Below are 22,373 nucleotides of genomic sequence, written 5' to 3' on the forward strand. Positions count from 1 at the left end.
GGGCCGATCCATGAGCAAGACTCTTTCCGACCTGCTCCGTGAACGAGCCGCGACAGACCCCGGCCAGGTGGCGATGACGCTCCACGGCACGGGGTCGCTGACTTTCGGCGAGTGGGAGAGCAGATCCAACCGTGTGGCCGCGGGACTGCTGAGCCGAGGCGTGAACCCGGGCGACCGGGTGGGACTCGTGTTCGGCAATGCCGACTGGCTGGAGTACGCGGTCGCCTTCTTCGGCGTGGCCAAGGCGGGCGGCGTGGCCGTACCGCTGTCGGACAAGCTGGCAGGCGCCGACATCGAGGCCATGCTCGCGCACTGCGGCGCACGTGAGGTGCTGCGGCCGGGCGCGCTGCCCGACGGCGAGGCCGACCTGCCGCACGTGCCCGCGAGCTCGCCGGCCCAGATCCTCTACACCTCGGGGACGACGGGCAGGCCCAAGGGAGTGTCGGCCACCCATGCCAACCTCGCCTTCGGCTGCGGCGGGAAACGCAGGCCCTTCGCACACTCCAAGCACCTGGCGCACGCCTTCCCCATCGGCACCAACGCCGGGCAGTGGATGCTGGTCAACGCCGTCGACGCGCACCCGCAGGTGGTGACGCTGCCGAGGTTCACACCCGGCCGCTTCGCCACGCTGATCGAGAGCTACCAGGCGGGCACGGTCTTCCTCGTGCCCGCGATGGCCATCGAGATGCTGGCAGCCGGAGTGCACACGCGTCACGACCTGTCCAGCGTCCTGCTGCTCGGCTCGGCCGCCGCACCGCTGCCCTCACGCGTCGCCGCCGATCTCAGCGCGGCGCTGCCGAGGGCCACGATCACCAACTACTACACCTCGACGGAGGCGGCTCCGGCCCAGACCGTCATGCTGTTCGACCCCGAACGACCGGCGAGCGTCGGCCGTGCGACGGCGGGAGGCGCCGTACGCATCGCCGACGCCCAGGGCGATCCGGTGGCCGAAGGCGTGACGGGCGAGGTCTGGATGCGCTCGCCCACCGTGCCGCGCGCCTACTTCGGCGACGAAGCGGCGACCGGCGAGGTCTTCCGCGGCGGCTGGGTGCGCATGGGCGACCTCGGCTACCTGGAGGACGGCTACCTGTACCTGGTCGACAGGGAGAGCGACGTGATCAAGTCGGGCGCCTTCAAGGTGTCCACCCTCCACGTGGAGGAGGCCGTGCACGCCTGCCCAGGCGTCGTCGAGGCCGCCGCGTACGGCGTGCCGCACCCGACGCTCGGCAAGGCGGTCGCGGTCGCGATCGTAGGCAGCGTCACCCCTGAAGACCTGCGGATCTTTCTGAAGGATCGCCTGGCGCCGCACGAGCAGCCCGAGCGAATCCTCTTTCTCGAGACCCTGCCCCGCAACCACGGCGGCAAGGTCGACAAGCGCGCATTGCGGGAGGTTGTTACGTGAACGAAGCCCAGCATGGGATGTGGATCGCCGAGCGGATGGGAGCAGGATCGGCCTACCACATGCCGATCGTCGTCCGTTTCGACGAGACGCCTGACTGGGGCGCGCTGGCCAAGGCCGTCGCCGGAGTCGTCGACAGGCATCCGGTGCTCGGATGCGCGGTGGTCGAGCACGACGGGGTACCCCACCTCGAACCCGCCGCCGCGCCCCCCGTGCTGGAGCGTGCCGAGTCGGCGCACGAGGTCGTCGTCAGGCCCTTCGACCTGGAGAACGGCCCCCTGATCAGGTTCGCGCTGGTGGACTCGGCGCTGGTGATCGTGGCCCACCACCTGATCTTCGACGGCCAGTCCAAGGACGTCCTGGTGGCCGACCTGGCCGCGTGCTACGCGGGCGAGACGCTCGCCCCCCTTGAGCACGCCGACTTCGACGGCGCCAGGGCCGCCAGGGTGAGCGGCCTGCTGGAGGCCGCCAAGGAGTACTGGGCCTCGCGATGGAGCGAGCCAAGCCAGGTGGCCGTGCCGGACGGCGCCCTGCGCGCCAGGGGAGCGGGACCGGGCAGCCTGCTGGAGTTCGACCTGACCGTGCCCGACCTGCCGGGCCTGACCCGCTTCGAGGTCCTGGTCGCCGCACTGCACACGGTGCTGCGCTCCTACGGCAACGCCGATGTCGTCACCGCGCTCGACCTGTCCACCAGGACGGCCGCCGAGACCGGTCACATCGGCTCGTTCGTCAACGAACTGCCGATCGGCTCGACGCCTTCGCCGCAGGCCGCGTTCGCCGAGTTCGCGGGGGAGCTGCGGGCCGAGCTCAGACGGCTCTACGCCTTCCGCGAGGTGCCGCTGGCCCGTGCGGTCAGCGGCCTGCGCCCGCACGCGGCCCTCGCGCCCGTCTCGGTCAGCTTCCGGCTGGCCAGCCTGTCGGCCTTCGGCTCGGTCGACTGGCTGGCCTTCAACCACTCCGTCAGAGGAGCGCTCCAGCTGCAGCTCGTCGACCGGCCCGAAGGAGTGCGGGCCAGCCTGCGCTACCTGCCCGGCGAGCTCACCGACGCCGGACGGTTCGCCGCCGACCTGCGCACGGTGCTCGCGGGAGTCGCCGCCGACCCCGCCACGCCGCTCGGCGACCTGCTGCGGACGCTCACGCCGCTCGCCCCGGCCGAGCCCGTCCAGGCGCCCGCGACCGTGGGCTCGCACGAGGGCGACCCCCTGGCCGCCGAGATCCGCGCGATCTGGGAGGAGGTCCTGCAGTTCGCCCCGATCGAGCTCGACGACGACATCTTCGACCTGGGCGGCCACTCGCTGACCATCACCCAGATCATCGCCCGCATGCGCAAGCGCCTGGACGTCGAGGTCGACCTCGACGACTTCTTCGACAACCCGACGATCAACGGCGTGCTCGGAGTGATCCGCAGATGACCTCACTGCTGGAGCACCCGCACGACGTCGCCGAGCTCGACGACGCCGACCTGCGGCTCATGCTCACCATCAGGGCCTTCGAGCTCAAGCTCCTCGACCTGTTCGGCAGGGGCCTGCTCAACGGCACCACGCACACCTGCCTCGGCCAGGAGTACGTCCCGGTCGCCATGCGGGCCCTGCTCGGCCCGGCCGACCACGTCTTCAGCAACCACCGGGGACACGGCCACTACCTGGCACGCTTCGACGACCCCGAAGGGCTGCTCGCCGAGATCATGGGCAGGGCCGGCGCCGTGTGCAACGGCGTCGGCGGCAGCCAGCACATCCGCAGGGAGCGCTACCTGTCCACCGGCGTACAGGGCGAGAGCCTGCCGGTGGCCGCGGGAGTCGCCCTGCACCTGCGGCGGACCGAGCCGGGCGCGCTGGCCTGCGTCTACATCGGCGACGGCACGTTCGGCGAGGGAGCGGTCTACGAGGCGCTCAACATCGCCGCGCTGTGGCGGCTGCCGTTGCTCGTCGTCGTGGAGAACAACGGCATCGCCCAGTCCACGCCGATCGCCCACCACATGGCGGGCGACATCGCGGGCAGGGCGGCGGCCTTCGGCGTGCGTCACCACCGCCTCGACACCGTCGACGTCACGCTCATCAGGTCGCAGCTGGCGCCGCTCGTCGAGCGGGTACGCGCGGGCGAGCCGCTGATCGCCGAGTTCGTCACCGACCGGATCGGCCCGCACAGCAAGGGCGACGACACCCGCCCGGCCGCCGACGTGGCGCAGTTGCGCGAGCGCGACTGGCACACGCGTTACGCGAGCGCGCACCCCGTGCAGTTCGCCAGGCTGCGGGCCGAGGTCGACGCGCATGTCGACGCGGTCGCCGCCGACGTCACCAGCAGGCCGCCTTCGGTGTGGGAGCCGTGATGCGTGTAGCCGAGAACCTCAACGCCGCCCTGCACGGCCTGCTCGACCGCGACCAGGACGTCTACGTGCTCGGCGAGGACGTCCTGGACCCGTACGGCGGCGCATTCAAGATCACGCGTGGTCTGTCCACGCGCTTCCCCGACCGGGTGCTGTCCACGCCGATCAGCGAGAACGCCATCACCGGCATCGCCGCCGGCCTGGCCCTGTCGGGCGACGCCGCCGTCGTCGAGATCATGTTCGGCGACTTCGCCGCCCTTGCCTTCGACCAGATCCTCAACTTCGCCGCCAAGTCCGTCTCCATGTACGGCACGCACGTCCCGATGCGCATGGTCGTGCGCTGTCCGGTCGGCGGCGGCCGGGGCTACGGCCCCACCCACAGCCAGAGCCTGCAGAAGCACTTCATTGGCATCCCCGGCCTCGCCCTGTACGAGGTCTCGCCCTTCCACGACAACGCGGCCGTCTTCACCGAGATGCTCGGGCGCGAGGAGCCGTGCGTGCTCTTCGAGGACAAGGTGCTCTACACCCGGCCGATGTTCGAGCTGCCGCCGCCGTTCTCGCTGTCGGTGCGCGACGGGGTGGCCAAGGTGTCGGTGAGCGACACGCCCGACTGCGTGATCGTCGCGCCCGGCGGCGTCGCCCACCGCACGCTGGCCGCGATGCGCTCGCTGCTGCTGCAGGAGGAGATCGTCGCCACCCTGCTCGTCCCCTCCAGGCTCTACCCCTTCGACGTCGACCTCGCGGGTGCGCGGTGGGTCTTCGTGGTCGAGGAGGGCACGGCCGGAGGCACCTGGGGCGCCGAGGTGGCCCACGTCGTGCACGGGCGGCACTGGGACAGCCTGGCGGGCCCGGTCACCCTGATCCACTCGCGCGACAGCGTCATCCCCACCGCCGCGCATCTCGAACGCGAGGTGCTGGTGAACGAGTCGACCATCCACCACGTGATCAGGGAGACCCTGCGTGGCTGAGCTCCGCGTCCCCAAGCTGAACAACAACGACACCGAGTACCTGCTGGTGGAGTGGCTGGTACCCGACGGCGCGGAGGTGCACGAGGACGACGCCGTCGTCCTGGTGGAGACCTCGAAGGCGGCCGAGGAACTGCCCGCCGACGTCACCGGCGTGCTGCGCCATGCGATCAAGGCGGGCGCGTACTGCCGTCCGGACGAAGTGATCGCCACCATCGAGCCGGTCGGCTCGGCCGCGCCGGTGCTCTCCGTCGTGCCCGAGCCCGCCGCGGAGCCCGTCGAGCCGGACCCCGAGCCCGCGACGCTCATCACGGCCCCGGCCCAGGCGCTGATGGACGAGCTCGGCATCGACAGGGAGCGCGTGCTCGCGCTCGGTCTGGCGGTCGTCAAGCGCTCCGACGTCGAGGCGCTGGCCACCGCCGCGACCACCCAGGACCTCACCCGGGTGCAGCGGGCCGTCGCCAGGGCCGTGACGCTCTCGCACCAGACGATCCCGGCGGCGTACACGGTCGTGCGCATGGACCTGGCCGGAGCGCTCGCCCACGCCCAGAGGGCGACCAAGGAGGTCAGGCGGCCCGTCGGGCTGGCCGAGATCTTCGTACGGGCGGTGGCGGGGCTGCACGCCGGGCATCCGCTGTTCTTCGCCGCGATCGACGGCGTCAAGGCCGTGCTCGCCCAGGCGCCGCACATCGGTGTCACCGTCGACATGGGCGAAGGCCTGTACGTGCCGGTGTTGCACGACGCGCACGAGCGCGACCTGAAGAACCTCGCCTCCTCGCTGATGAAGCACCGCGTCTCGGCGACCACCGGCGAGTTCAGGGAGTCCGACCTCACCGGTGCGAACTTCGTCGTCACCCTGCACACCGAGGGCGGCGTCGTGCTCGCCATCCCGTTCGTCTTCCCCGGCACCGCCTGCGCGCTCGCGGTGACCGCACCCCAGGAGGAGGGCACCGTGGCCCACATCGGCCTCGCCTACGACCACCGCCTGATCAACGGCCGTCAGGCCGCCCTGTTCCTCAACGCGCTCAAAGACGCCGTCGAAGGGCTCACTTGATGTCGGTCGACCTCTCAGAGGCGAAGAAAGACCTGCTCAAACGCCGTTTACGCGGCAAGCAGGCAGCCGCGAGCATCCCTCGCAGGCCCGACGGCCACCAGCCGCCGCTCGCGCCGGCCCAGGAGCCCATCTGGTTCATGGAGCACTTCACCCCGGGCACCGCGACCTACACCATCACCCAGGCCGTACGGCTACGCGGCCCCCTGGACGCGGTCAGGCTGACCCAGGCGCTGCGGGCGCTTCCCGAGCGGCACGAGAGCCTGCGCCACCGCTTCCCCGCCACCGACGAGGGCTTGGCCGACGTCCATGTGGCCGAGAGCGCCGAGACGCCGCTCGAAACGGCGAGCGCGAGCGACGACGAGGAGGTCGTCGCGCTCATCGACGCGGCGGCGGCCGAGCCGCTCGACCTGGCGCGCGGGCCGCTGCTGAAGGGCCTGCTGGTCGAGCTCGGCCCGGAGGAGCACGTCCTGGCCCTGCTGGTGCACCACATCGCCGCCGACGGCCGCTCGCTGCAGATCCTCATGCGCGACCTGCTCGCCGGATACCGGGGCCAGGACCCGGCGCAGCCGCCGATCGGTTTCGGCGACGTCGCGGCCTGGCAGCGCGAGCGCGCCTTCGACCGCGAGCTCGCCTACTGGTCGGCCGAGCTCGAAGGACTGCCCAGGGCCGAACTCCCGCTGGAGCGGGCCCGCCCCGCGCACCAGCGCTTCGACGGCGCCTCGCACGTGCACGAGCTGGACGCCGAGCTGGTCGAGGCGGTGACCGAGCTCGGCAGGACGCAGGGCGCGACCAGGTTCATGACCCTGCTCGCCGGATTCCACACCTTGCTGTCCAGACTGTCCGGCCAGGACGACTTCGCGGTCGGCACGCCGGTCGCCGGCCGTACCAGGCCCGAGTTCGACGGTGTCGTCGGCATGTTCGTCAACACGCTCGCGCTGCGGGCCAGGCTGGCGGGCGATCCCGGCTTCGCCGAGCTGGTCGGCCGGACGAAGGACACGGTGATCGACGCGCTCGACCACCAGGAGCTGCCCTTCGCCACGCTCGTCGACGCGCTCGGCGTGCCGCGCGACCCGAGCAGGCAGCCGCTGATCGACACGCTGTTCTCGCTGCACGACCTCGGCGCCGCCGAGCAGGACGACCCCGGCGTCACCGACTTCCCGCTCAAGCCCGGCTCGGCCAGGCACGACCTGGAGCTGTATGTCGTGCCCGCCGCCGACGGGGCCCTGGCCTGCGTCTTCACCTACAAGACGACCCTGTTCGACGCCGCGACGGTGGCCGGGTACGCCGCCCACCTGGAGGCGCTGCTGCGCGCGGCGGTGGCCGATCCCGGGCTGCCGGTCAGCAGGCTGGCGCTCGCCGACCAGAGCGCCGTCGTCGCGGCGTGGAACGACACGGCCGCCGACTTCCCCGCCGACGCCACCCTGCACGGCCTGCTCGCCGAACAGGCGGCCCGCACGCCGGACGCGCCCGCCGTCACCTTCGAGGGACGCACGCTCACCTACGCCCAGGTCCAGGCGCGCGCCGACCAGGTCGCGCACCGGCTGACCGGGCTCGACGTCGGGCCGGGCTCGCTGGTCGCGGTCTGCGCCGAGCGCTCGGCCGAGCTGGTCGTCGGGCTGATCGGCGTGCTCAAGACCGGCGCCGCGTATGTGCCGCTCGACCCCGAGTACCCGGAGGACAGGCTGGCCTTCATGCTGGCCGACGCCGCCGCGCCCGTCGTGCTCACCCAGCGGGCGCTGGCCGGGAGGCTGGCCTCCGGCGGCGCGGTGATCCTGCCGCTGGACCTGCCCACGCTCTGGGAGGACGTGCCCGACACCACCCCCGTGGCGGCGGCGGGCCCAGGCGACCCGGCGTACATGATCTACACCTCCGGCTCGACCGGACGCCCCAAGGGGGTGCCCAACAGCCACAGGGGCATCGTCAACCGGCTCGACTGGATGCAGAAGCGCTTCGGGCTCGGCGCGGACGACGTCGTGCTGCAGAAGACGCCCGCCGGGTTCGACGTGTCGGTGTGGGAGTTCTTCTGGCCGCTGCTGACCGGAGCCAGGCTGGTGCTGGCCGCGCCCGGCGGGCACCGCGACCCGGCCTACCTGCGCGACCTGATCAATGCCGAAGGCGTCACCACGACCCACTTCGTCCCCTCGATGCTCGGGCTGTTCCTGGCCGAGGACGGCGTCGAGAGCTGCTCCTCGCTGCGCACGATCGTCTGCAGCGGCGAGGAGCTGCCCGTCGACCTGGCCGCACGCTGCCTGCGCACGCTGACGGCCGACCTGCACAACCTGTACGGCCCGACCGAGGCGGCCATCGACGTGTCGGCCTGGCGGTGCACGCCCGAGGCGCTGGCCGGACGGGCGAGCGTGCCGATCGGCGCGCCGATCCAGAACATCACCCTGCACGTCCTGGACAGGCACGGCGCCGAGGTGCCCGTCGGCGTGCCTGGCGAGCTGCACATCGGCGGCGTCGGCGTGGCGCTCGGCTACCACGCCCGCCCCGAACTCACCGCCGAGCGGTTCACCGAAGGCCGCTACCGCACGGGTGACGCGGCACGCTGGCTGCCCGACGGGAACGTCGAGTTCCTCGGCCGCCTGGACAACCAGGTCAAACTGCGCGGCCTGCGCATCGAGCTCGGCGAGATCGAGTCGGCGCTGCGCGAGCGCACCGGCGCGCGCGACGCCGTCGTCGTGGTCGACGACCAGCGGCTCGTCGCCTACGTCGTCGGTGTGGCGCCCGACGCCGCCCAGGTCAGGACGGCGGTGCGCGGGCTGCTGCCCGAGTACATGCTGCCCTCGCACGTCGTCTTCCTCGACGCCCTCCCGCTGACGGCCAACGGCAAGCTCGACCGCAAGGCGCTGCCCGCGCCCGCCGCGTCGGCCGTCGCCGAGTACGCCGAGTGCGTGACCGCCACCGAGCAGACCGTCGCCGCGGTGTGGGCCGAGGTGCTCGGCGTCGAACGGGTCGGGCGCGACGACGACTTCTTCGAGCTCGGCGGGCACTCGCTGCTGGCCATCCAGGTCGTCGCCAAGCTCCGCAAGGCGGGCGTCGGCCAGGTCGGCCTGGTCGACCTGTTCAGCCACAGGACCGTGCGCGAGCTGGCCGCCTTCTCCGAGGGCCCGGCGGGCGAGCGTCCACTGCTGCAGCGCCTGACCCCCGCCAGGGACGTCACCCTCACCTACGTCTGCGTGCCGTACGGCTCGGGCAGCGCGGTCGTCTACCAGCCGCTCGCCGACGCCCTGCCCGACGACCAGGCGCTCTACGCCGTCGCCATCCCCGGGCACGACGTCGGGATCGACGAGGCCGGGCTGGAGTTCGAGGAGCTGGCCAGGCGCTGCGCCGAGGAGATCATGGCCATCGAGGGGCCGATCGCCGTCTACGGGCACTGCGGTGTCGGCGCGGCGCTCGCCGTCGAGCTGACCAGGCGGATCGAGGCGGCCGGACGTACCCCCGAAGGGCTCTACATCGGGGCGATCTTCCCCTTCGCCAGGCCGAGGGGACTGGCGCGGTCGTGGTCGCGGCTCGGCCTGCTCGACCGGGTCCGCAGCTCGCAGACCGATATCAACCGCCTCAAGGCCAGAGGCGTCGACCTGGAGGAGCTGGAGCCGGGCGTCGCCGACCGCATCATCCGGACGATGCGCCAGGACTCCAAGGCGGCGGAGAGGTTCTTCACCGACCTGTTCGACGAGCCCGGCCGTACCCGGCTGCGCACGCCGATCATCTCGGTCATCGGCGAGCGCGACCCGGCCACCGACTTCTACGAGGAGCGGTTCAAGGAGTGGGGCTTCCTGTCCGACACCACGGCGCTCGTCGTGCTGGACGAGGGCGGCCACTACTTCCTGCGCTACCGCGCGGCCGAGCTGGCCGAGGTGCTGCGCACGCACAAGGCGCTCGGCCGTACCCCCGTGCGCGAGGAGGGGGCCAGCTGGTGGGTGCACGCGGTGAGCACCGGGGGCGGCACGCCGCTGCCCGACGGGGCCGACGCCGGGGTCAGGCCCAGTATGGGCAGGTTCCTGACGATCGCGTCCGGCCAGCAGATCTCGATGATCGGCTCGGCGCTGACCGGGTGGGCGCTGCCGCTGACGGTGCTGGTCGACTCGGGCTCGCTGGCGCAGTTCTCCATCCTGGCCGTGCTGAACCTGGCCGGACTGCTCATCTCGCCGCTCGCCGGGGCCGTGGTGGACCGGGGGGATCGGCGCAGGGTGCTGCTGCTGGCCGACTGCGCGTCGGCCGGGGTGCAGGCGGTGCTGGCCGGGCTGCTGTTCTTCGGTGAGCTCCAGCTCTGGCAGATCTACGTGCTCATCGTGGCGCTGTCGATCGCGGCCAGCTTCCAGCGGTTGGCCTACTCGTCGGCGGTGCCGCAGCTGGTGCCCAAGCACTATCTGGGGCATGCGATCGGCGTCACCCAGATGACCAACGGCGTCGCCCAGCTCGTCGTGCCGCTCATCGCCGCCGGGCTGCTCGCCTGGATCGGGCTCGGCGGCATCGTGGCCGTCGACATCGCCAGCTATGTGTTCGCCATCGTGGTCGTGCTGCTGGTGCGCTTCCCCAACACGCTGCCGTGGCGACCGCGCGAGCCGCTGACCACGGAGATCCGCAAGGGTTTCGCCTACACGTGGAACGAGCGCGGGCTGCGGACGATGCTGGGCTTCTTCGCGGTGCTCAACATCTTCCTCTCGCCGTTGCTGCTGCTGGTCTCGCCGCTGGTGCTGTCGTTCGCGACCTTGACCGAGGTCAGCCTGGTCTCGGTGGTGACCGGGGCCGCGGTGCTGGCCGGAGGGCTGACGATGGCGCTGTGGGGCGGGCCCGGCCGGTGGCGCTTTCGCGGTGTGCTGGTCGCCACGCTGGCCATCGCGGCCGGGAGCGTGGTGACCGGGCTCTCGCCGTCGCTCGTCGTGGTCTCGGTCGGCGCGTTCACGCTGACGTACTTCCTGACCGTGATGAATGCCATCTACTCCACGATCGTGCAGATCAAGGTGCCCTACCGCTACCACGGCCGGGTGTTCGCCCTGAACACGCTCGTGGCGTGGTCGACGCTGCCGATCGGCATGGGACTGGTCGCGCCGCTCGGTTCGGCGCTCTTCGACCCGATGTTGTCGCCGGGCGGGGCGCTGGCCTCGACGGTGGGCGCGGTGATCGGCGTGGGGCCGGGCAGGGGCATCGGGTTCATGTACGTGGTGTGTGCGATCGGCATGGTGCTGGTGGTCGCGGGAGCGCTGCGCGTGCGGCGGCTGGCCCGCTTCGACGTGGACGTGCCCGACGCGCTTCCCGACGATCTCGTGGGCGTCGAGACCATCGAAAGACGCAGGGTCCAGGCGTAGGACGGTGCTGCCCGTGTGTCGGCTCTGCCCATCGGACGGATGTGCATCCGACGCATGAACCGGTCGTATATGGTCACTAATGGGCATGATGCCGAGTGGGCCATCCCCGCTCTGCCCTGCGCAAATGACCGAAACAGGAGTGATCGTTGACTGTCCACGCCGACGCTTCCAGGCGGCGCATCGAGGAACTGCTCCGGCTGCACGAGCAGGACATCCTCCGCCGTTGGACCCAGATCGCCCATGCGCCCGCCAAGGAGCTCCAGGAGATATTCCAGGCGCTGCGCTTGGGCCTCGAATCGGGTAGCGACGACCTGTCCGACGTCAGGGGCCAGCTCGCCGAGCTGTCGCGCTCACGCGCCAGGGAGGGCTTCACCCCCACCGAGACCTCAAGGGCCGTGTTCGGGCTCAAGGAGGCCCTGTACGAGATCGTCGAGGCCGACGGCGGCGCCGAGGCGGTCAGGGGCTACATCTGGTTCTCCAGGCTGATCGACGACCTCGGCCTGTACACCTTCGAGAGCTACGCCACCGCCCGTGAGAAGATCATTCTCGACCAGGCCGAGCAGCTCCTCGAACTGTCCACGCCGGTCGTCAAGATCTGGGACGGCATCGTCGCGGTGCCGCTGGTCGGCACGCTCGACTCCGCCAGGACCCAGGTCGTGATGGAGAAGCTGCTGCAGACCCTGGTCGACACCGAGGCCGAGCATGCCGTCATCGACATCACCGGTGTGCCCGCCGTCGACACCCAGGTCGCCCAGCACCTTCTCAAGACCATCGTCGCCGCCCGGCTCATGGGCGCCGAGTGCGTGATCTCCGGCATCCGGCCGCAGATCGCGCACACGATCGTCACCCTGGGCATCGAGTTCGGCGACATCGTCACCAAGGCCACCCTGGCCGACGCGCTCGCACACGCGCTGCGGCGCAGCGGTATCACCGTGTCGGCGGCCAAGTCCACGCGCATCGCGGTCAGGGCAGAGGAAGCCTGATGGAACGTGTCCCCATCCTCAAACTGGGCGACATCCTGATCATCTCCATCCAGATCGACCTGGAGGACCAGAGCGTCCTGGCCCTCCAGGAGGACCTGGCCGAGAAGGTCGTGGAGACCGGGGCACGCGGCGTCATCATCGACATCACCGCGGTCGAGATCGTCGACTCCTTCATCGGCAGGATGCTGGCCACGATCGCCGCCATGTCGCGCATGCTCGACGCCCAGACCGTGGTCGTCGGCATGCGCCCGGCCGTGGCGATCACACTCGTCGAGCTCGGCCTGTCCCTTGGAGGCGTGCGCACCGCGCTCAACCTGGAGAAGGGCGTCGCGCTTCTCGACCATGTCAGGAGCCCGACGCCGTGACCACCGTGGCCGGCGGGGAAGTCATGCCCATCTCCAGCAACGCCGATGTGGTCGCCGTACGCCAGCGGGTCAGGAACATCGCGCTGGAGATCGGCTTCTCCCTGGTCGACCAGACCAAGGTGGTCACGGCGGCCAGCGAGCTGGCGCGCAACGCGCTGGTGTACGCGGGCGGCGGCACCTGCCACATCGAGACGCTCACCAACGGCCCGCGCCGCGGCCTGCGCCTGGCCTTCGCCGACGAGGGCCCCGGCATTCCCGACCTGGACCAGGCGCTCACCGACGGCTGGACGACCGGCAACGGCATGGGACTCGGCCTGAGCGGCTCGCGCAGACTCGTCGACGAGTTCGACCTGGTCTCGACCGTGGGCAAGGGCACCACCGTCACAGTGACCAAGTGGTCCAGGTGAGCACCACACGACTGGACACCTGGGTGCGCACCGAGGATCCCAGCTCGATCGGCGCGGCCAGGAGGCTCGCCGTCCAGCTCGCCGAGAGCTCGGGCTTCGGCGTCGAGCGCACGGGCCAGATCGCGGTGGCCGTCAGCGAGGCCGCCTCGAACCTGGTCAAGCACGCGACCGAGGGCATGGTCCTGGTCCGCTGCCATCCCGAGCCGCCCGTCGCCATCGAGGTGATCACCCTGGACCGGGGCCCCGGCATGCCGGACCTGGCCAGGGCCCTGCGCGACGGCTACTCCACCGCGGGCACGCTCGGCATCGGCATGGGAGTGATCGCCCGCAACGCCACCTGGTACGACGTGCACTCGCTGCCGGGCAAGGGCACCGTGCTCGCCATGCGTTTCGCCGATCTCGGCGTCAGCGTGCCGCGGTCGCGGGCCAGCGGCCTGACCAGGCCGATCGGCGAGGAGGTCGAATCGGGCGACGCCTTCGCCGTGCACGAGGATCACACGGCGACCACGGTCATGGTCTGCGACGGTCTCGGGCACGGTCCCGCCGCGGCGCAGGCGTCGGCGGCGGCCGTCGAGATCTTCGAAGAGGCGCCGCAGGCCGACCCGATGGCGATCGTCACCCGCGTGCACGCCGGGCTCGGTCACACTCGGGGGGGTGCGGTGGCGGTGGCCAGGGTGACGCCTGGCAGGGTCGAGTACGTGGGACTGGGCAACATCTCCGGCTGGATCACGCGGGCCGACGGACGGCAGGGCATGATCTCGGTGCCCGGCATCGCCGGACACCAGGGGCGCAGGCTCAGGCAGTTCGACTACGACCTGCCCGAGCACGCCACCGTCGTGATGCACTCCGACGGGCTGACCGACCGCTGGGACCCGGCCGCGCTGCCGGGGCTGATGGCGCGCTCGCCCGAGGTGATCGCGGCCGGGCTGCTGCGCGAGGCGGGCACGCGCAGGGACGACGCGTGCGTGGTGGCGGTGAGGGTGGGCGATGGCCGCCGCTGAGCTCGTCAGGATCAGGCTGGCCCAGGACCAGGACGTGTTCGTCGCGCGCCGTCTGGGCCGGGTCGCCGCCGAGCTCGCCGGGCTTGAGGCCCAGGACCAGATCCGCGTGGCCACCGCGCTCAGCGAGGTCGGCAGGGAGGTGGCGGGGGCCGCCTGTGTGATGACGTTCGCGCTGGCGGAGTCCGAACTGCTGATCACGATCGACCACGGATCGGCCGCCGACCTGGCCTCGACCGAAGGGATAGGACTGGCGGGGCGTTTGATGGACAGGGTGAGCGTGGACGCGCAGGGGCGCGTCGTCACGCTGGCCAAACGGCTGGCTCCGCACCAGAGGAGGCTTCCCATCGACCGGATTCGCGAGCGCCTCGCGTCGATGGCCCCTGTCAGCGCCATCGAAGAGCTCCGCGAGCAGAACAGGGAGCTGGCCGCGACCCTGGAGGACGTCCTGCGCCTCAACGCCGAACTGCAGGAGACGAACGCCGGTGTCATGGCCCTGTACAACCAGCTCTCGTCCGAGCTGGAGGAGACCAACAGAGGCGTCGTCGCGCTCTACGCCGAGCTGGACGAGAAGTCCAGTCAGCTCAGGGAGGCGGGCGAGGCCAGGAGCAGGTTCTGGGCCACGGTCAGCCACGAGCTGCGCACCCCGCTGAACTCCGTCATCGGCCTGGTCAGACTGCTCACCGGCCAGGGCGGCGAGCCGCTGAGCGAGGAGCAGACGCACCAGGTGTCGCTCATCGGCTCCTCGGCCGAGACGCTGCTGGCGCTGGTCGGCGAGCTGCTCGACATGTCCAAGGCCGAGTCGGGCAGGCTGGACCCGCAGCTGACGCCCGTCGACCTGACCGGACTGCTGGAACACCTGCGCCTGACCATGCAGCCCACCTCGGGCGTGCGCCTGGTCGTGGAGGCGGGGCCGGGCGTCGGCGAGCTCTACTCCGACGAGGTCATGCTCAACCGCGTCCTGCGCAACCTGCTGTCCAACGCGCTGAAGTTCACCGAGGAGGGCGAGGTACGGCTGAGCGCGCATGCCGACAACGCCGCCGGTGAGATCGTCCTCACCGTGACCGACACCGGCATCGGCATTCCGGAGGAGCACCTCACCCGGGTGTTCGAGGAGTTCTTCCAGGTGCCAGGCGTGCTGCAGCTGAAGTCCAAGGGCACCGGCCTCGGCCTGCCCTACGCGCGCAGGCTGGTCACCGCGCTCGGCGGCACCCTGGAACTGACCAGTACGGCCGGGCAGGGCACCGTCGTGTCGCTGCGGCTGCCGCACCACGAGGGGCCGCCCACGGTGGGCAGGGTGCTCGTGGTCGACGACGACGAGGTCTTCAGGGCGGGCGCCAGGCGCATGCTGTTCGGGTTCGCCGCCCAGGTGGAGGAGGCGGCCGACGGCGAGGCCGCGCTGGAGCAGATGAGGGCGGACCCGCCGGACGTGCTGGTCCTCGACATGCTGATGCCGCGACTGGACGGCAACGCGCTGCTGCAGGCGATGGCCGCCGACGAGCGGCTCAGTGACGTGGGGGTGGTGGTCGTGACCGTGCAACCGGGCAGGGCGCCGAGCGGATGGCCGGTGCTGTCCAAGCAGGGACTGCGCCGCGAGCAGCTTCTTGAGGCCGTCAGGGAGGCCGCGGGGAGTCCTCGTGGCTGAGCGGCCCGCCGTCGTCCTGGTCGTCGACGACACTCCGACCAAGCGTTACATCCTGACGAGCTGGCTGCGCAGGGTCGGGCACGAGGTCAGGGAGGCCTCCGGCGGGCTCGAGGCCCTGGCGATGCTGGAGACCTTCAGACCCGACCTGGTGGTGCTCGACGTCCGCCTGCCCGACCTCGGCGGGTTCGAGGTGTGCGAGCGGATCAAGGCCAACCCGGCGACCGCGTCGATCCCGGTCGTCCAGGTGTCGGGCAACGCGATCACCGCGGCCGACCGCACCGAGGGCCTGCAGCGGGGCGCCGAGGCCTATCTGTCCGAGCCGATCGAGCCCGGCGAGTTCGCCGCCACGGTCGAGGCCACGCTGAGGTACTCGCGGGCCAGGCGCAGGGCCGAGCTGATGGCTGCCAGGCTGGCCAGGCTGACCGAGGTCACACTCAGGATCAACCGGGCCGACTCCTTCACCACCCTCCTCTCGGTGGCCGTCGAGGGCACGGTGGAGATCCTCGGCAGGTACGCGGGGGCGGTCGTGTTCGCACCCGACGGGCGGGCCAGGCGGTTCAGGGCCAGGCCGGGCGAGGCGGTCACGACCAAGCCGGCGCCGCCGGGCCTGCTGGAGACGTTGAGCGAGCGCTCGCTCGGCCAGGACACGGGCGCGCACGTCTTCGACGTCGAACGGGACGCCTGGGTGGCCATGGTGCCCGACGTGCGGATCGGCTCGGCGGTGACCGGGGTGCTGTGCCGTACCAAGAAGGGCAGGCCGCCGGTCTATCTCGGGCTTGAGGCCGAGCCCGCGCTGGACGAGGACGAGGTGGTGCTGCTGCGTCAGCTCGCCCAGAGCCTGGCGCTCGCCGTGGACGCGATGCGCGTCTACACCGAGGAGCACGCGATCTCGCTCACGCTGCAGCGCAGCCTGCTGCCCACCCGCGTCCCGCAGTTCGCCGGGCTCGACATCGGGTTCAGGTACCAGCCCGCCGTGGACAACATCGAGGTCGGCGGCGACTTCTACGAGGTGCTGCCGGTCGGCGACCGGGTGCTGGTGGCGATCGGCGACGTCATGGGGCACTCGCTGCACGCGGCCACCATCATGGCCGAGCTCAGGCACGCGCTGCGCGCCTCGATCCTGAACGAGGTGGACCTGAGCGCCTCGATGTCGCTGCTGAACAAGGTGCTGCGGCACTACCACGCCCGTACGACGGCCACCGTCTGCCTGGTCCTCGTCGACCCGGTGACGGGCGAGATCGAGGTGGCCAACGCCGGGCACATCCCGCCCCTGCTGGCGGGCAAGGAGTCGCGCTATCTCAAGCTCGGCAACCTGCTGCTCGGGGTGATGGCCGAGACCTACGCCGTCGACCGGTTGCGTCTCGAGCCGGGCGAGACGCTGGTGATGTTCACCGACGGGCTGGTCGAGGACCGAGACATGGTCCTCGACGAGAGCCTGGAACGCGTCAGGCTGCTCACCGAGTCGGTCGAGGAGGACCTGGAGGAGTTCTGCGACCGGGTCCTGGCCGAGTTCGGCGCGAGGGAGGACGACGTCGCCCTGGTCGTGGTGCGCAGGCACGCCCAGGACGACGAGGGGAGGTCCTAGAGGGCCAGGCGCTCCATCAGGGTCTGCAGGTCCCGGGCGACCAGGCGCAGGCGGGTACGGGTGCCGGCGGGCTCGTCGGCCCCGGCCCCGGCCAGGAAGGCGAGATAGCCGCGCACCCAGCCGCCGAACACCCACGCCTCGGCCGGGAGCAGCCCTCCGGCCCGCCGGTAGCCCGCGACGAAGGCGGCGAACCTCTCCAGATCGGTCGAGCCGTCCAGCCTGGCCGACCAGTCGAGCGCCGCGCCCGCCGCCTCCTGCTCGGCGACGTAGGTGCCCGCGGTGTCCCAGTCGATCAGTGCGAGCTCGCCGCTCGGCCTGATGAGCGCGTTCTTGGGGTGCAGGTCGCCGTGCGAGCGTACGGCCGTGCCCACGCCCTGGCCTCTGGCGGTGGCCGTCAGCAGGCTGCCGAGCAGTCTGGCGTCCTCCTCGGGCACCTCGGGGTCGGCGCCGGGCGCGTCGGGCAGCGGGGAGCCGCCCGAGCCCTTGGCGTGCACGGCGGCGAGCAGTTCGCCCATCCTGCCGGTCAGCGCCGGGGTGAGGTCGTCGAGGCCGGGCGGACGTCCGTCCAGCCAGCGGTGCACCCGGAACCTGGAGTCGCCGAGCCCCGCCACGTAGCGGCCGGTGGAGGAGTCGGCTATGGGCTCCGGCATGGGCACGCCCGCCGCCCAGGCCCGCAGCTCGATGTCCACCTCCGGCTCGCCGTACCCTGCGGAGAGTCTCTTGACCGCGTATGCCCCGGTGCAGGTGTCCAGCCGCCACACCTCGTGGTGGTAGTACCCGCTCACCCGCAGGCCGGACGTCACCGCCATGCCTAGGCCGAACCTGTCACAGACCGTGGTAACCGCAAGCTCCGTCACAAGCCGCAGTCTGCCTCAGGGACTCGGTGTGGTGAATGCGTTATGAAGGGATTTAAGCCGGATTTATGCTCGGAGGCTCACCGGGGCTTCCACCCCGGCGCGGGCCGTCACGCACGGTCGCGGGGGCGCCTTCGAGCCTGCGGCGACGGCTTCACCGACTGGAGGTGGCGAATGCTCAAGGGTGTGCTGATCGACTGGGGCGGCGTGCTGACGACCGGGCTTTCCGACTCGATCGCCAAATGGCTCACCGCCGACCGCATCGACGCCGTCGTCTACCGGCGGGTGATGCGCGACCTCATCGCGCACGCCTACGAGGGCACGGCGCCGGGCGAGAACGTCATCCACGCGCTGGAACGCGGCGAGCTCGACCCGGCCGTGTTCGAGCGCGACCTGGCCGCCATGCTGCGCACGCTGGAGGGTGCGCCGCCGGTCGCCGAGGGGCTGATCGAGCGGATGTTCGCCGGGTTCGACCCGGTCGAGTCGATGTACGACCTGCTGCGCACGCTCAGGGGCCAGGGCGTCCGCACGTGCCTGCTGTCCAACTCCTGGGCCAACGACTACCCGCGTGCGGGCTGGGAGGAGGTGTTCGACGGCGTGGTGATCTCCGGCGAGATCGGCATGCGCAAGCCGGAGCCGCGCATCTTCCGTCATGCCCTCGACGTGATCGGCCTGCCCGCGGGGGAGTGCGTGTTCGTCGACGACATCGAGGCCAATATCCTGGCTGCCGGAGAGCTCGGCATCGCGGGCATCCACCATCGCGACCCCGACACGACGATCGCCGCGGTCAGGGCGTTGCTGGCCCCGTCCGGCGGAACGGCATGATCTCATCGTGCGGACGGGCATGATGGAGCCCTTACTCGGCGAGCGGCCCCGCTCCGCCGAGCTGCACTGAGAGGTTCGGACATTGCGCGTCTATCTGCCGTGCACGCTCCCCGCGCTGGCCCGAGCGGTCGCCGACGGCGAGCTGCCGGCTCCGCTGACCGGTTACGCGGTGACCCCCGCCCTGACCGAGTGGTACGCCTCGGGCGACACCGAGGAGCTGGAGTACGTCGCGCTCACCGAGGCGGCCAGGGCCTCGCTCAGGATGCTGGCCGCCGACCGGAGCGACGGCGTCGCGGTCGGCCCGCGCCGGGTGGTGGTCGCGGCCGAGGTGGCAGACCACGCCCTGAAGACCGGCGCCGACCTGGAGGAGCGGGCCAGGGTGCGCCTGTTCGACGCCGTGCCGATGGCCAAGGTCGTCGCGGTCCACGTCGACGACGACACCGCGGCCGAGGACGTGGAGGCGGCGATCGCCGCACTGCACGACGCCGACGCCGGTGACGACGACGCCCGCTTCACCGTCGACGGCGCCGAGGCGCACGAGCTGATGTGGTACGCCTCCCAGGAGATCCCCGACCTGCTCCTCTGAATACCCGGATGAGGAATGCCCTTCGCTTTCAGTAGGCTGAAGGGCATATGAGTGAGCACATCGTTTGGGACTGGAACGGCACCCTTTACCACGACATCGACGCCGTGGTGGGTGCCACGAACGAGCTGTTCGTGGACTACGCGCTGGCGCCGCTGAGCAACGACGACTTCAGGGCCGTCTACACCAGGCCGATCTGGCTCGCCTACGAGCGCCTGCTGGGCAGGCCGCTGGCCGAGGGTGAGTGGGAGCGGCTCGACCAGGGCTTCCACGACAACTACTACCGGCTGGCCGAGGTCTGCGGCCTCGCCGACGACGCGCTGGCCACCCTGACCGGCTGGGGCGGCACCCAGTCGTTGTGCTCGATGGCCCCGCACGACCACCTGGTGCCCAAGGTCGCCTCGTTCGGCATCGACACGCACTTCACCCGGATCGACGGGCTGATCGGCGTGACCGGCGGCGAGAAGGCGCTGCACATGGCGGCGCACGTGAAGGCGCTCGACGTCGACCCGGCCACCGTCCTGGTGATCGGCGACAGTGTCGACGACGGCATCGCGGCCAGGCACGTCGGGGCCAAGGCCGTGCTCTACACCGGCGGGATGAGCACCCGGGCGGAGCTGGAGGCGGTGGGCTTCCCGGTCGTCGATCGGCTGGCCGAAGCTCTCAATCATGCCTAGATCGCCCGTGAGGCAGCTTTAACCCCTTCTCAGGCCTTACGCTGGGGCCGCATTCCCTACAGGAGGCCCCCATCAACCGTCTCGTGCTGTGGAACATCGACCTCACCCTGGTCGACGTGGCAATCGTCACCAGGGACGCCTACGCGGAGGCGTTCCGCAGGGTCACGGGCCGTCCGCTGGTCAAACTGGCTCCGGCCATGGGCAGGCCGGACTCGGAGATCGTCTTCGAGACGTTCGCGGTCAACGGCGTCGTGGCGGGCGACGAGCACCTGCCCAGGTTCCTGACCGCCCTGGCCGACACCTTCGCCGACAGGCGCAAGCGGCTGGCCAAGGAGGGTCGCATGATGCCTGGGGCCAAGGACGCGCTCAAGGCCGTCGCCAGGCTCGACGGCGTCGCGCAGACCGTGCTCACCGGCACGATCAGGAGCAACGCCGTGCACAAGCTCAAGGCGTTCGGCCTGGACAAGCACGTCGACTTCGACCTCGGCGGCTACGGCGAGGAGGTCTACCCGAAGGCGACGCTGCTCCAGGTCGCCCAGGGCCGGGCCAAGCAGCGGCTGGGCACGCCGTTCACCCTGGAGAACACGGTGCTGATCGGCGACTCGACCAGGGACGTGCAGGCGGCCAGGATCGGCGGGGCCGCGATGATCGCGGTGGCCTCCGGCCGGTCGACCGCGGCCGAGCTGCACGAGGCCGGGGCCGACATCGTGCTGCCCGACCTGGCCAACGCCTCCGAGGTCGTCGCCGCCGTCGCCGCCCTCACCAGGACCCAGACGCGCAGGGCCGGATAGCCGATCAGGCGAGGCCGCGCAGGAACGCCGACGCGATCGGCGCCGCCACCGCCGAGCCCGCGCCTCCGCCCTCCACGACGACGGCGAAGGCCAGGTCGCCCCGGTAGCCGATGAACCACGCGTGCGCCGGTGGCTCCTGGCCCGAGCCGTACTCCGCCGTGCCCGTCTTGCCCGCCGTACCCGTGGGGAAGGACACGCGGTGTGCGGTGCCCTCGGTGATCACGGCGGGCATCAGCGAGCGCAGCGCCCTGACCACGCCGGGCTCCAGGGCGCGCGGCGCGGCGCCGCCGCCGGGCACCAGGGCGGCCGGGACCAGTCTGGGCGCGCGCCAGGTGCCGTCGGCGACGGCGGCGGCCACGGCGGCCATGTTCAGCGGGCTGGCCAGCACCCTGCCCTGCCCGATCGAGGCCGAGGCGAGGTCGGTGTCGTCCCCGGGCTCGGGGAACTCGGCCCGTACGGCGGGCACCCCGGGTGTGATCGGCGCGCCGAAGCCGAAGTCGGCCGCCACCTTGGCCAGCCGCCCCTGCGCAAGCCGTCGCACGCTCATCGCGCCGAACGTGGTGTTGCACGAGTAGGCGAAGGCCTCACGGAAGGCCAGCGTGCCGTAGTCGCGGTGGGCGGCGTTGTGGAAGGGGAAGCCGCCGATGTTCTGCTCGGCCGGACAGGCGACCCGCTCCCGCGTGCGCACGCCTCCCGCCACGAGCGCCGACGCGGTGACGACCTTGAACGTCGAGCCGGGCGGGTACTTGCCGAGCAGCGCCCGGTCGAAGCCGCCCCTGTTGTTGACCACGGCCAGGATCTCGCCCGTCGAAGGCCTGAGCGCGACCAGGGAAGCGGGCAGGCGCACCTCCTTGAGCGCCGCCGCGCCCGCCTCGTGCACGCGCAGGTCGAGCGTGGTGGCCAGCGGTGCGCCCTTGCGCGCTCGCGCCCTGGCCAGGGTCTCGATCACCCTGCCGCCCTCGACCAGCTCGATCCGGGCCGATGCGCTGCCGGTCAGCCGCTCGCCGTAGGTCGCGCGCAGCCCCTGGACGAGCTGGCGCACCGAGCCGGGCGCCGAAGGGCCGTCGATGCGCTCGCCGCCCGAGGCGGTGATGGGCGCGCTCTCGGCCTCGGCGCGCCTGAGCCTGAGCGTGCGGCCCTCGGTCAGCGCCGGGTGCACGGCCGACGGCGTCCAGGCGACCCGCCACTGCCGCTCGTGCTCGACCAGGCGCAGGCTGCCCTCGTAGGACCAGTCGACACGCCCCCGGAGCTCGGCCCTGAACCGGACGACGCCGTCGCGCTCGCCGTCCGGCGTGTAGGAGGCGGCCGTGAGCCCCAGGTCCGAGCGCAGGCGGCGGTGCAGGCGCTCGAACCCGGCGGGCGCGTCGACGGTCAGCGCCCGCATGGCCGCATAGTCCTGGCGCGACCACGCCTGGAGATAGGCGGCGGCGCTCTGCCCGGCCGTACCGGCGCTCCGCAGCACCCAGATCGCGCCTGCGGCGAGCAGGACGAGGGCCAGGAGCGCGGCGGTGACCAGCGGCCGTCCGCGGCGTTTTCGGACCGGCGTTTCGGGTCTGAGATGGGTCAGCATGCCGCCGAGCACACCAGAGGCCTCGCGACTCTGTCCA

18 protein-coding genes are annotated in these 22,373 nt (G+C 71.5%); 16 read left to right on the forward strand and 2 right to left on the reverse strand.

Features of this window, described 5'->3' with window-relative positions:
* Nucleotides 1–10: 10 nt before the first annotated feature.
* The 12 genes from ACTWNK_RS08800 to ACTWNK_RS08855 all read left to right on the forward strand — a co-directional run bounded on the left by ACTWNK_RS08800 (nucleotide 11) and on the right by ACTWNK_RS08855 (nucleotide 17,036).
* Nucleotides 11–1,402: a class I adenylate-forming enzyme family protein gene (locus ACTWNK_RS08800; protein ID WP_474303368.1), complete on the forward strand. Its 1,392-nt coding sequence runs from the start codon at nucleotides 11–13 to the stop codon at nucleotides 1,400–1,402.
* Nucleotides 1,399–2,811, forward strand: coding sequence for a condensation domain-containing protein (locus ACTWNK_RS08805; protein WP_474303369.1), 1,413 nt, complete (start codon nucleotides 1,399–1,401; stop codon nucleotides 2,809–2,811). The genes ACTWNK_RS08800 and ACTWNK_RS08805 overlap by 4 nt, the downstream gene beginning before the upstream one ends.
* Nucleotides 2,808–3,725 (forward strand): thiamine pyrophosphate-dependent dehydrogenase E1 component subunit alpha, encoded by a 918-nt coding sequence (locus ACTWNK_RS08810; RefSeq protein WP_474303370.1) that lies wholly within the window; start codon nucleotides 2,808–2,810, stop codon nucleotides 3,723–3,725. Before ACTWNK_RS08805 ends, ACTWNK_RS08810 begins: the two co-directional genes overlap by 4 nt.
* Complete coding sequence (locus tag ACTWNK_RS08815; protein WP_474303371.1) at nucleotides 3,725–4,690, forward strand: alpha-ketoacid dehydrogenase subunit beta; 966 nt, start codon at nucleotides 3,725–3,727, stop codon at nucleotides 4,688–4,690. Before ACTWNK_RS08810 ends, ACTWNK_RS08815 begins: the two co-directional genes overlap by 1 nt.
* Entirely contained in the window at nucleotides 4,683–5,741 is a 1,059-nt protein-coding gene (locus ACTWNK_RS08820; protein ID WP_474303372.1) for a 2-oxo acid dehydrogenase subunit E2, read from the forward strand. Before ACTWNK_RS08815 ends, ACTWNK_RS08820 begins: the two co-directional genes overlap by 8 nt.
* Entirely contained in the window at nucleotides 5,741–11,053 is a 5,313-nt protein-coding gene (locus ACTWNK_RS08825; RefSeq protein WP_474303373.1) for an amino acid adenylation domain-containing protein, read from the forward strand. The genes ACTWNK_RS08820 and ACTWNK_RS08825 overlap by 1 nt, the downstream gene beginning before the upstream one ends.
* A gap of 146 nt (nucleotides 11,054–11,199) precedes the next feature.
* Nucleotides 11,200–12,036: an STAS domain-containing protein gene (locus ACTWNK_RS08830; protein WP_474303374.1), complete on the forward strand. Its 837-nt coding sequence runs from the start codon at nucleotides 11,200–11,202 to the stop codon at nucleotides 12,034–12,036.
* Nucleotides 12,036–12,401, forward strand: a complete 366-nt coding sequence (locus ACTWNK_RS08835; protein WP_474303375.1) for an STAS domain-containing protein — start codon at nucleotides 12,036–12,038, stop codon at nucleotides 12,399–12,401. Before ACTWNK_RS08830 ends, ACTWNK_RS08835 begins: the two co-directional genes overlap by 1 nt.
* 23 nt (nucleotides 12,402–12,424) lie before the next feature.
* The gene (locus ACTWNK_RS08840) at nucleotides 12,425–12,808 is read left to right on the forward strand and encodes an anti-sigma regulatory factor (protein WP_474310871.1); all 384 of its coding nucleotides are present in this window, start codon (nucleotides 12,425–12,427) and stop codon (nucleotides 12,806–12,808) included.
* A complete protein-coding gene (locus ACTWNK_RS08845; protein ID WP_474303376.1) occupies nucleotides 12,805–13,809 on the forward strand; it encodes an ATP-binding protein in 1,005 nt (334 codons plus the stop codon). Before ACTWNK_RS08840 ends, ACTWNK_RS08845 begins: the two co-directional genes overlap by 4 nt.
* Entirely contained in the window at nucleotides 13,796–15,451 is a 1,656-nt protein-coding gene (locus ACTWNK_RS08850; RefSeq protein WP_474303377.1) for an ATP-binding protein, read from the forward strand. Before ACTWNK_RS08845 ends, ACTWNK_RS08850 begins: the two co-directional genes overlap by 14 nt.
* Nucleotides 15,444–17,036 carry a SpoIIE family protein phosphatase gene (locus tag ACTWNK_RS08855; protein ID WP_474303378.1) on the forward strand — a complete coding sequence of 531 codons (1,593 nt, stop codon included), beginning with the start codon at nucleotides 15,444–15,446 and terminating at the stop codon, nucleotides 17,034–17,036. The genes ACTWNK_RS08850 and ACTWNK_RS08855 overlap by 8 nt, the downstream gene beginning before the upstream one ends.
* Here ACTWNK_RS08855 and ACTWNK_RS08860 read toward each other — a convergent pair.
* Entirely contained in the window at nucleotides 17,033–17,845 is an 813-nt protein-coding gene (locus ACTWNK_RS08860; protein WP_474303379.1) for a phosphotransferase enzyme family protein, read from the reverse strand. The two genes, ACTWNK_RS08855 and ACTWNK_RS08860, sit on opposite strands and share 4 nt — an antisense overlap.
* A gap of 219 nt (nucleotides 17,846–18,064) precedes the next feature.
* Between ACTWNK_RS08860 and ACTWNK_RS08865 the strand changes: the two genes are divergently transcribed.
* The 4 genes from ACTWNK_RS08865 to ACTWNK_RS08880 all read left to right on the forward strand — a co-directional run bounded on the left by ACTWNK_RS08865 (nucleotide 18,065) and on the right by ACTWNK_RS08880 (nucleotide 20,766).
* Nucleotides 18,065–18,715, forward strand: a complete 651-nt coding sequence (locus ACTWNK_RS08865) for an HAD family hydrolase (protein ID WP_474303380.1) — start codon at nucleotides 18,065–18,067, stop codon at nucleotides 18,713–18,715.
* An 82-nt stretch (nucleotides 18,716–18,797) separates the two neighbouring features.
* Nucleotides 18,798–19,301 (forward strand): DUF6912 family protein, encoded by a 504-nt coding sequence (locus ACTWNK_RS08870; protein WP_474303381.1) that lies wholly within the window; start codon nucleotides 18,798–18,800, stop codon nucleotides 19,299–19,301.
* A 47-nt stretch (nucleotides 19,302–19,348) separates the two neighbouring features.
* Nucleotides 19,349–19,975, forward strand: a complete 627-nt coding sequence (locus ACTWNK_RS08875; protein ID WP_474303382.1) for an HAD family hydrolase — start codon at nucleotides 19,349–19,351, stop codon at nucleotides 19,973–19,975.
* An 83-nt stretch (nucleotides 19,976–20,058) separates the two neighbouring features.
* Nucleotides 20,059–20,766, forward strand: coding sequence for an HAD family hydrolase (locus tag ACTWNK_RS08880; protein WP_474303383.1), 708 nt, complete (start codon nucleotides 20,059–20,061; stop codon nucleotides 20,764–20,766).
* A 4-nt stretch (nucleotides 20,767–20,770) separates the two neighbouring features.
* Here ACTWNK_RS08880 and ACTWNK_RS08885 read toward each other — a convergent pair whose 3' ends face one another.
* A complete protein-coding gene (locus ACTWNK_RS08885) occupies nucleotides 20,771–22,336 on the reverse strand; it encodes a penicillin-binding transpeptidase domain-containing protein (RefSeq protein WP_474303384.1) in 1,566 nt (521 codons plus the stop codon).
* Nucleotides 22,337–22,373 lie beyond the last annotated feature (37 nt).

This window comes from Nonomuraea sp. IBHARD001 (genome assembly GCF_056106265.1).

Coding starts and splice junctions, on each gene's coding strand:
- ACTWNK_RS08800 (WP_474303368.1), top strand. CDS start 11: ATGAGCAAGACTCTTTCCGACCTGCTCCGTGAACGAGCCGCGACAGAC.
- ACTWNK_RS08810 (WP_474303370.1), top strand. CDS start 2,808: ATGACCTCACTGCTGGAGCACCCGCACGACGTCGCCGAGCTCGACGAC.
- ACTWNK_RS08815 (WP_474303371.1), top strand. CDS start 3,725: ATGCGTGTAGCCGAGAACCTCAACGCCGCCCTGCACGGCCTGCTCGAC.
- ACTWNK_RS08825 (WP_474303373.1), top strand. CDS start 5,741: ATGTCGGTCGACCTCTCAGAGGCGAAGAAAGACCTGCTCAAACGCCGT.
- ACTWNK_RS08835 (WP_474303375.1), top strand. CDS start 12,036: ATGGAACGTGTCCCCATCCTCAAACTGGGCGACATCCTGATCATCTCC.
- ACTWNK_RS08840 (WP_474310871.1), top strand. CDS start 12,425: ATGCCCATCTCCAGCAACGCCGATGTGGTCGCCGTACGCCAGCGGGTC.
- ACTWNK_RS08850 (WP_474303377.1), top strand. CDS start 13,796: ATGGCCGCCGCTGAGCTCGTCAGGATCAGGCTGGCCCAGGACCAGGAC.
- ACTWNK_RS08860 (WP_474303379.1), bottom strand. CDS start 17,845: ATGGCGGTGACGTCCGGCCTGCGGGTGAGCGGGTACTACCACCACGAG.
- ACTWNK_RS08865 (WP_474303380.1), top strand. CDS start 18,065: ATGCTCAAGGGTGTGCTGATCGACTGGGGCGGCGTGCTGACGACCGGG.
- ACTWNK_RS08875 (WP_474303382.1), top strand. CDS start 19,349: ATGAGTGAGCACATCGTTTGGGACTGGAACGGCACCCTTTACCACGAC.
- ACTWNK_RS08885 (WP_474303384.1), bottom strand. CDS start 22,336: ATGCTGACCCATCTCAGACCCGAAACGCCGGTCCGAAAACGCCGCGGA.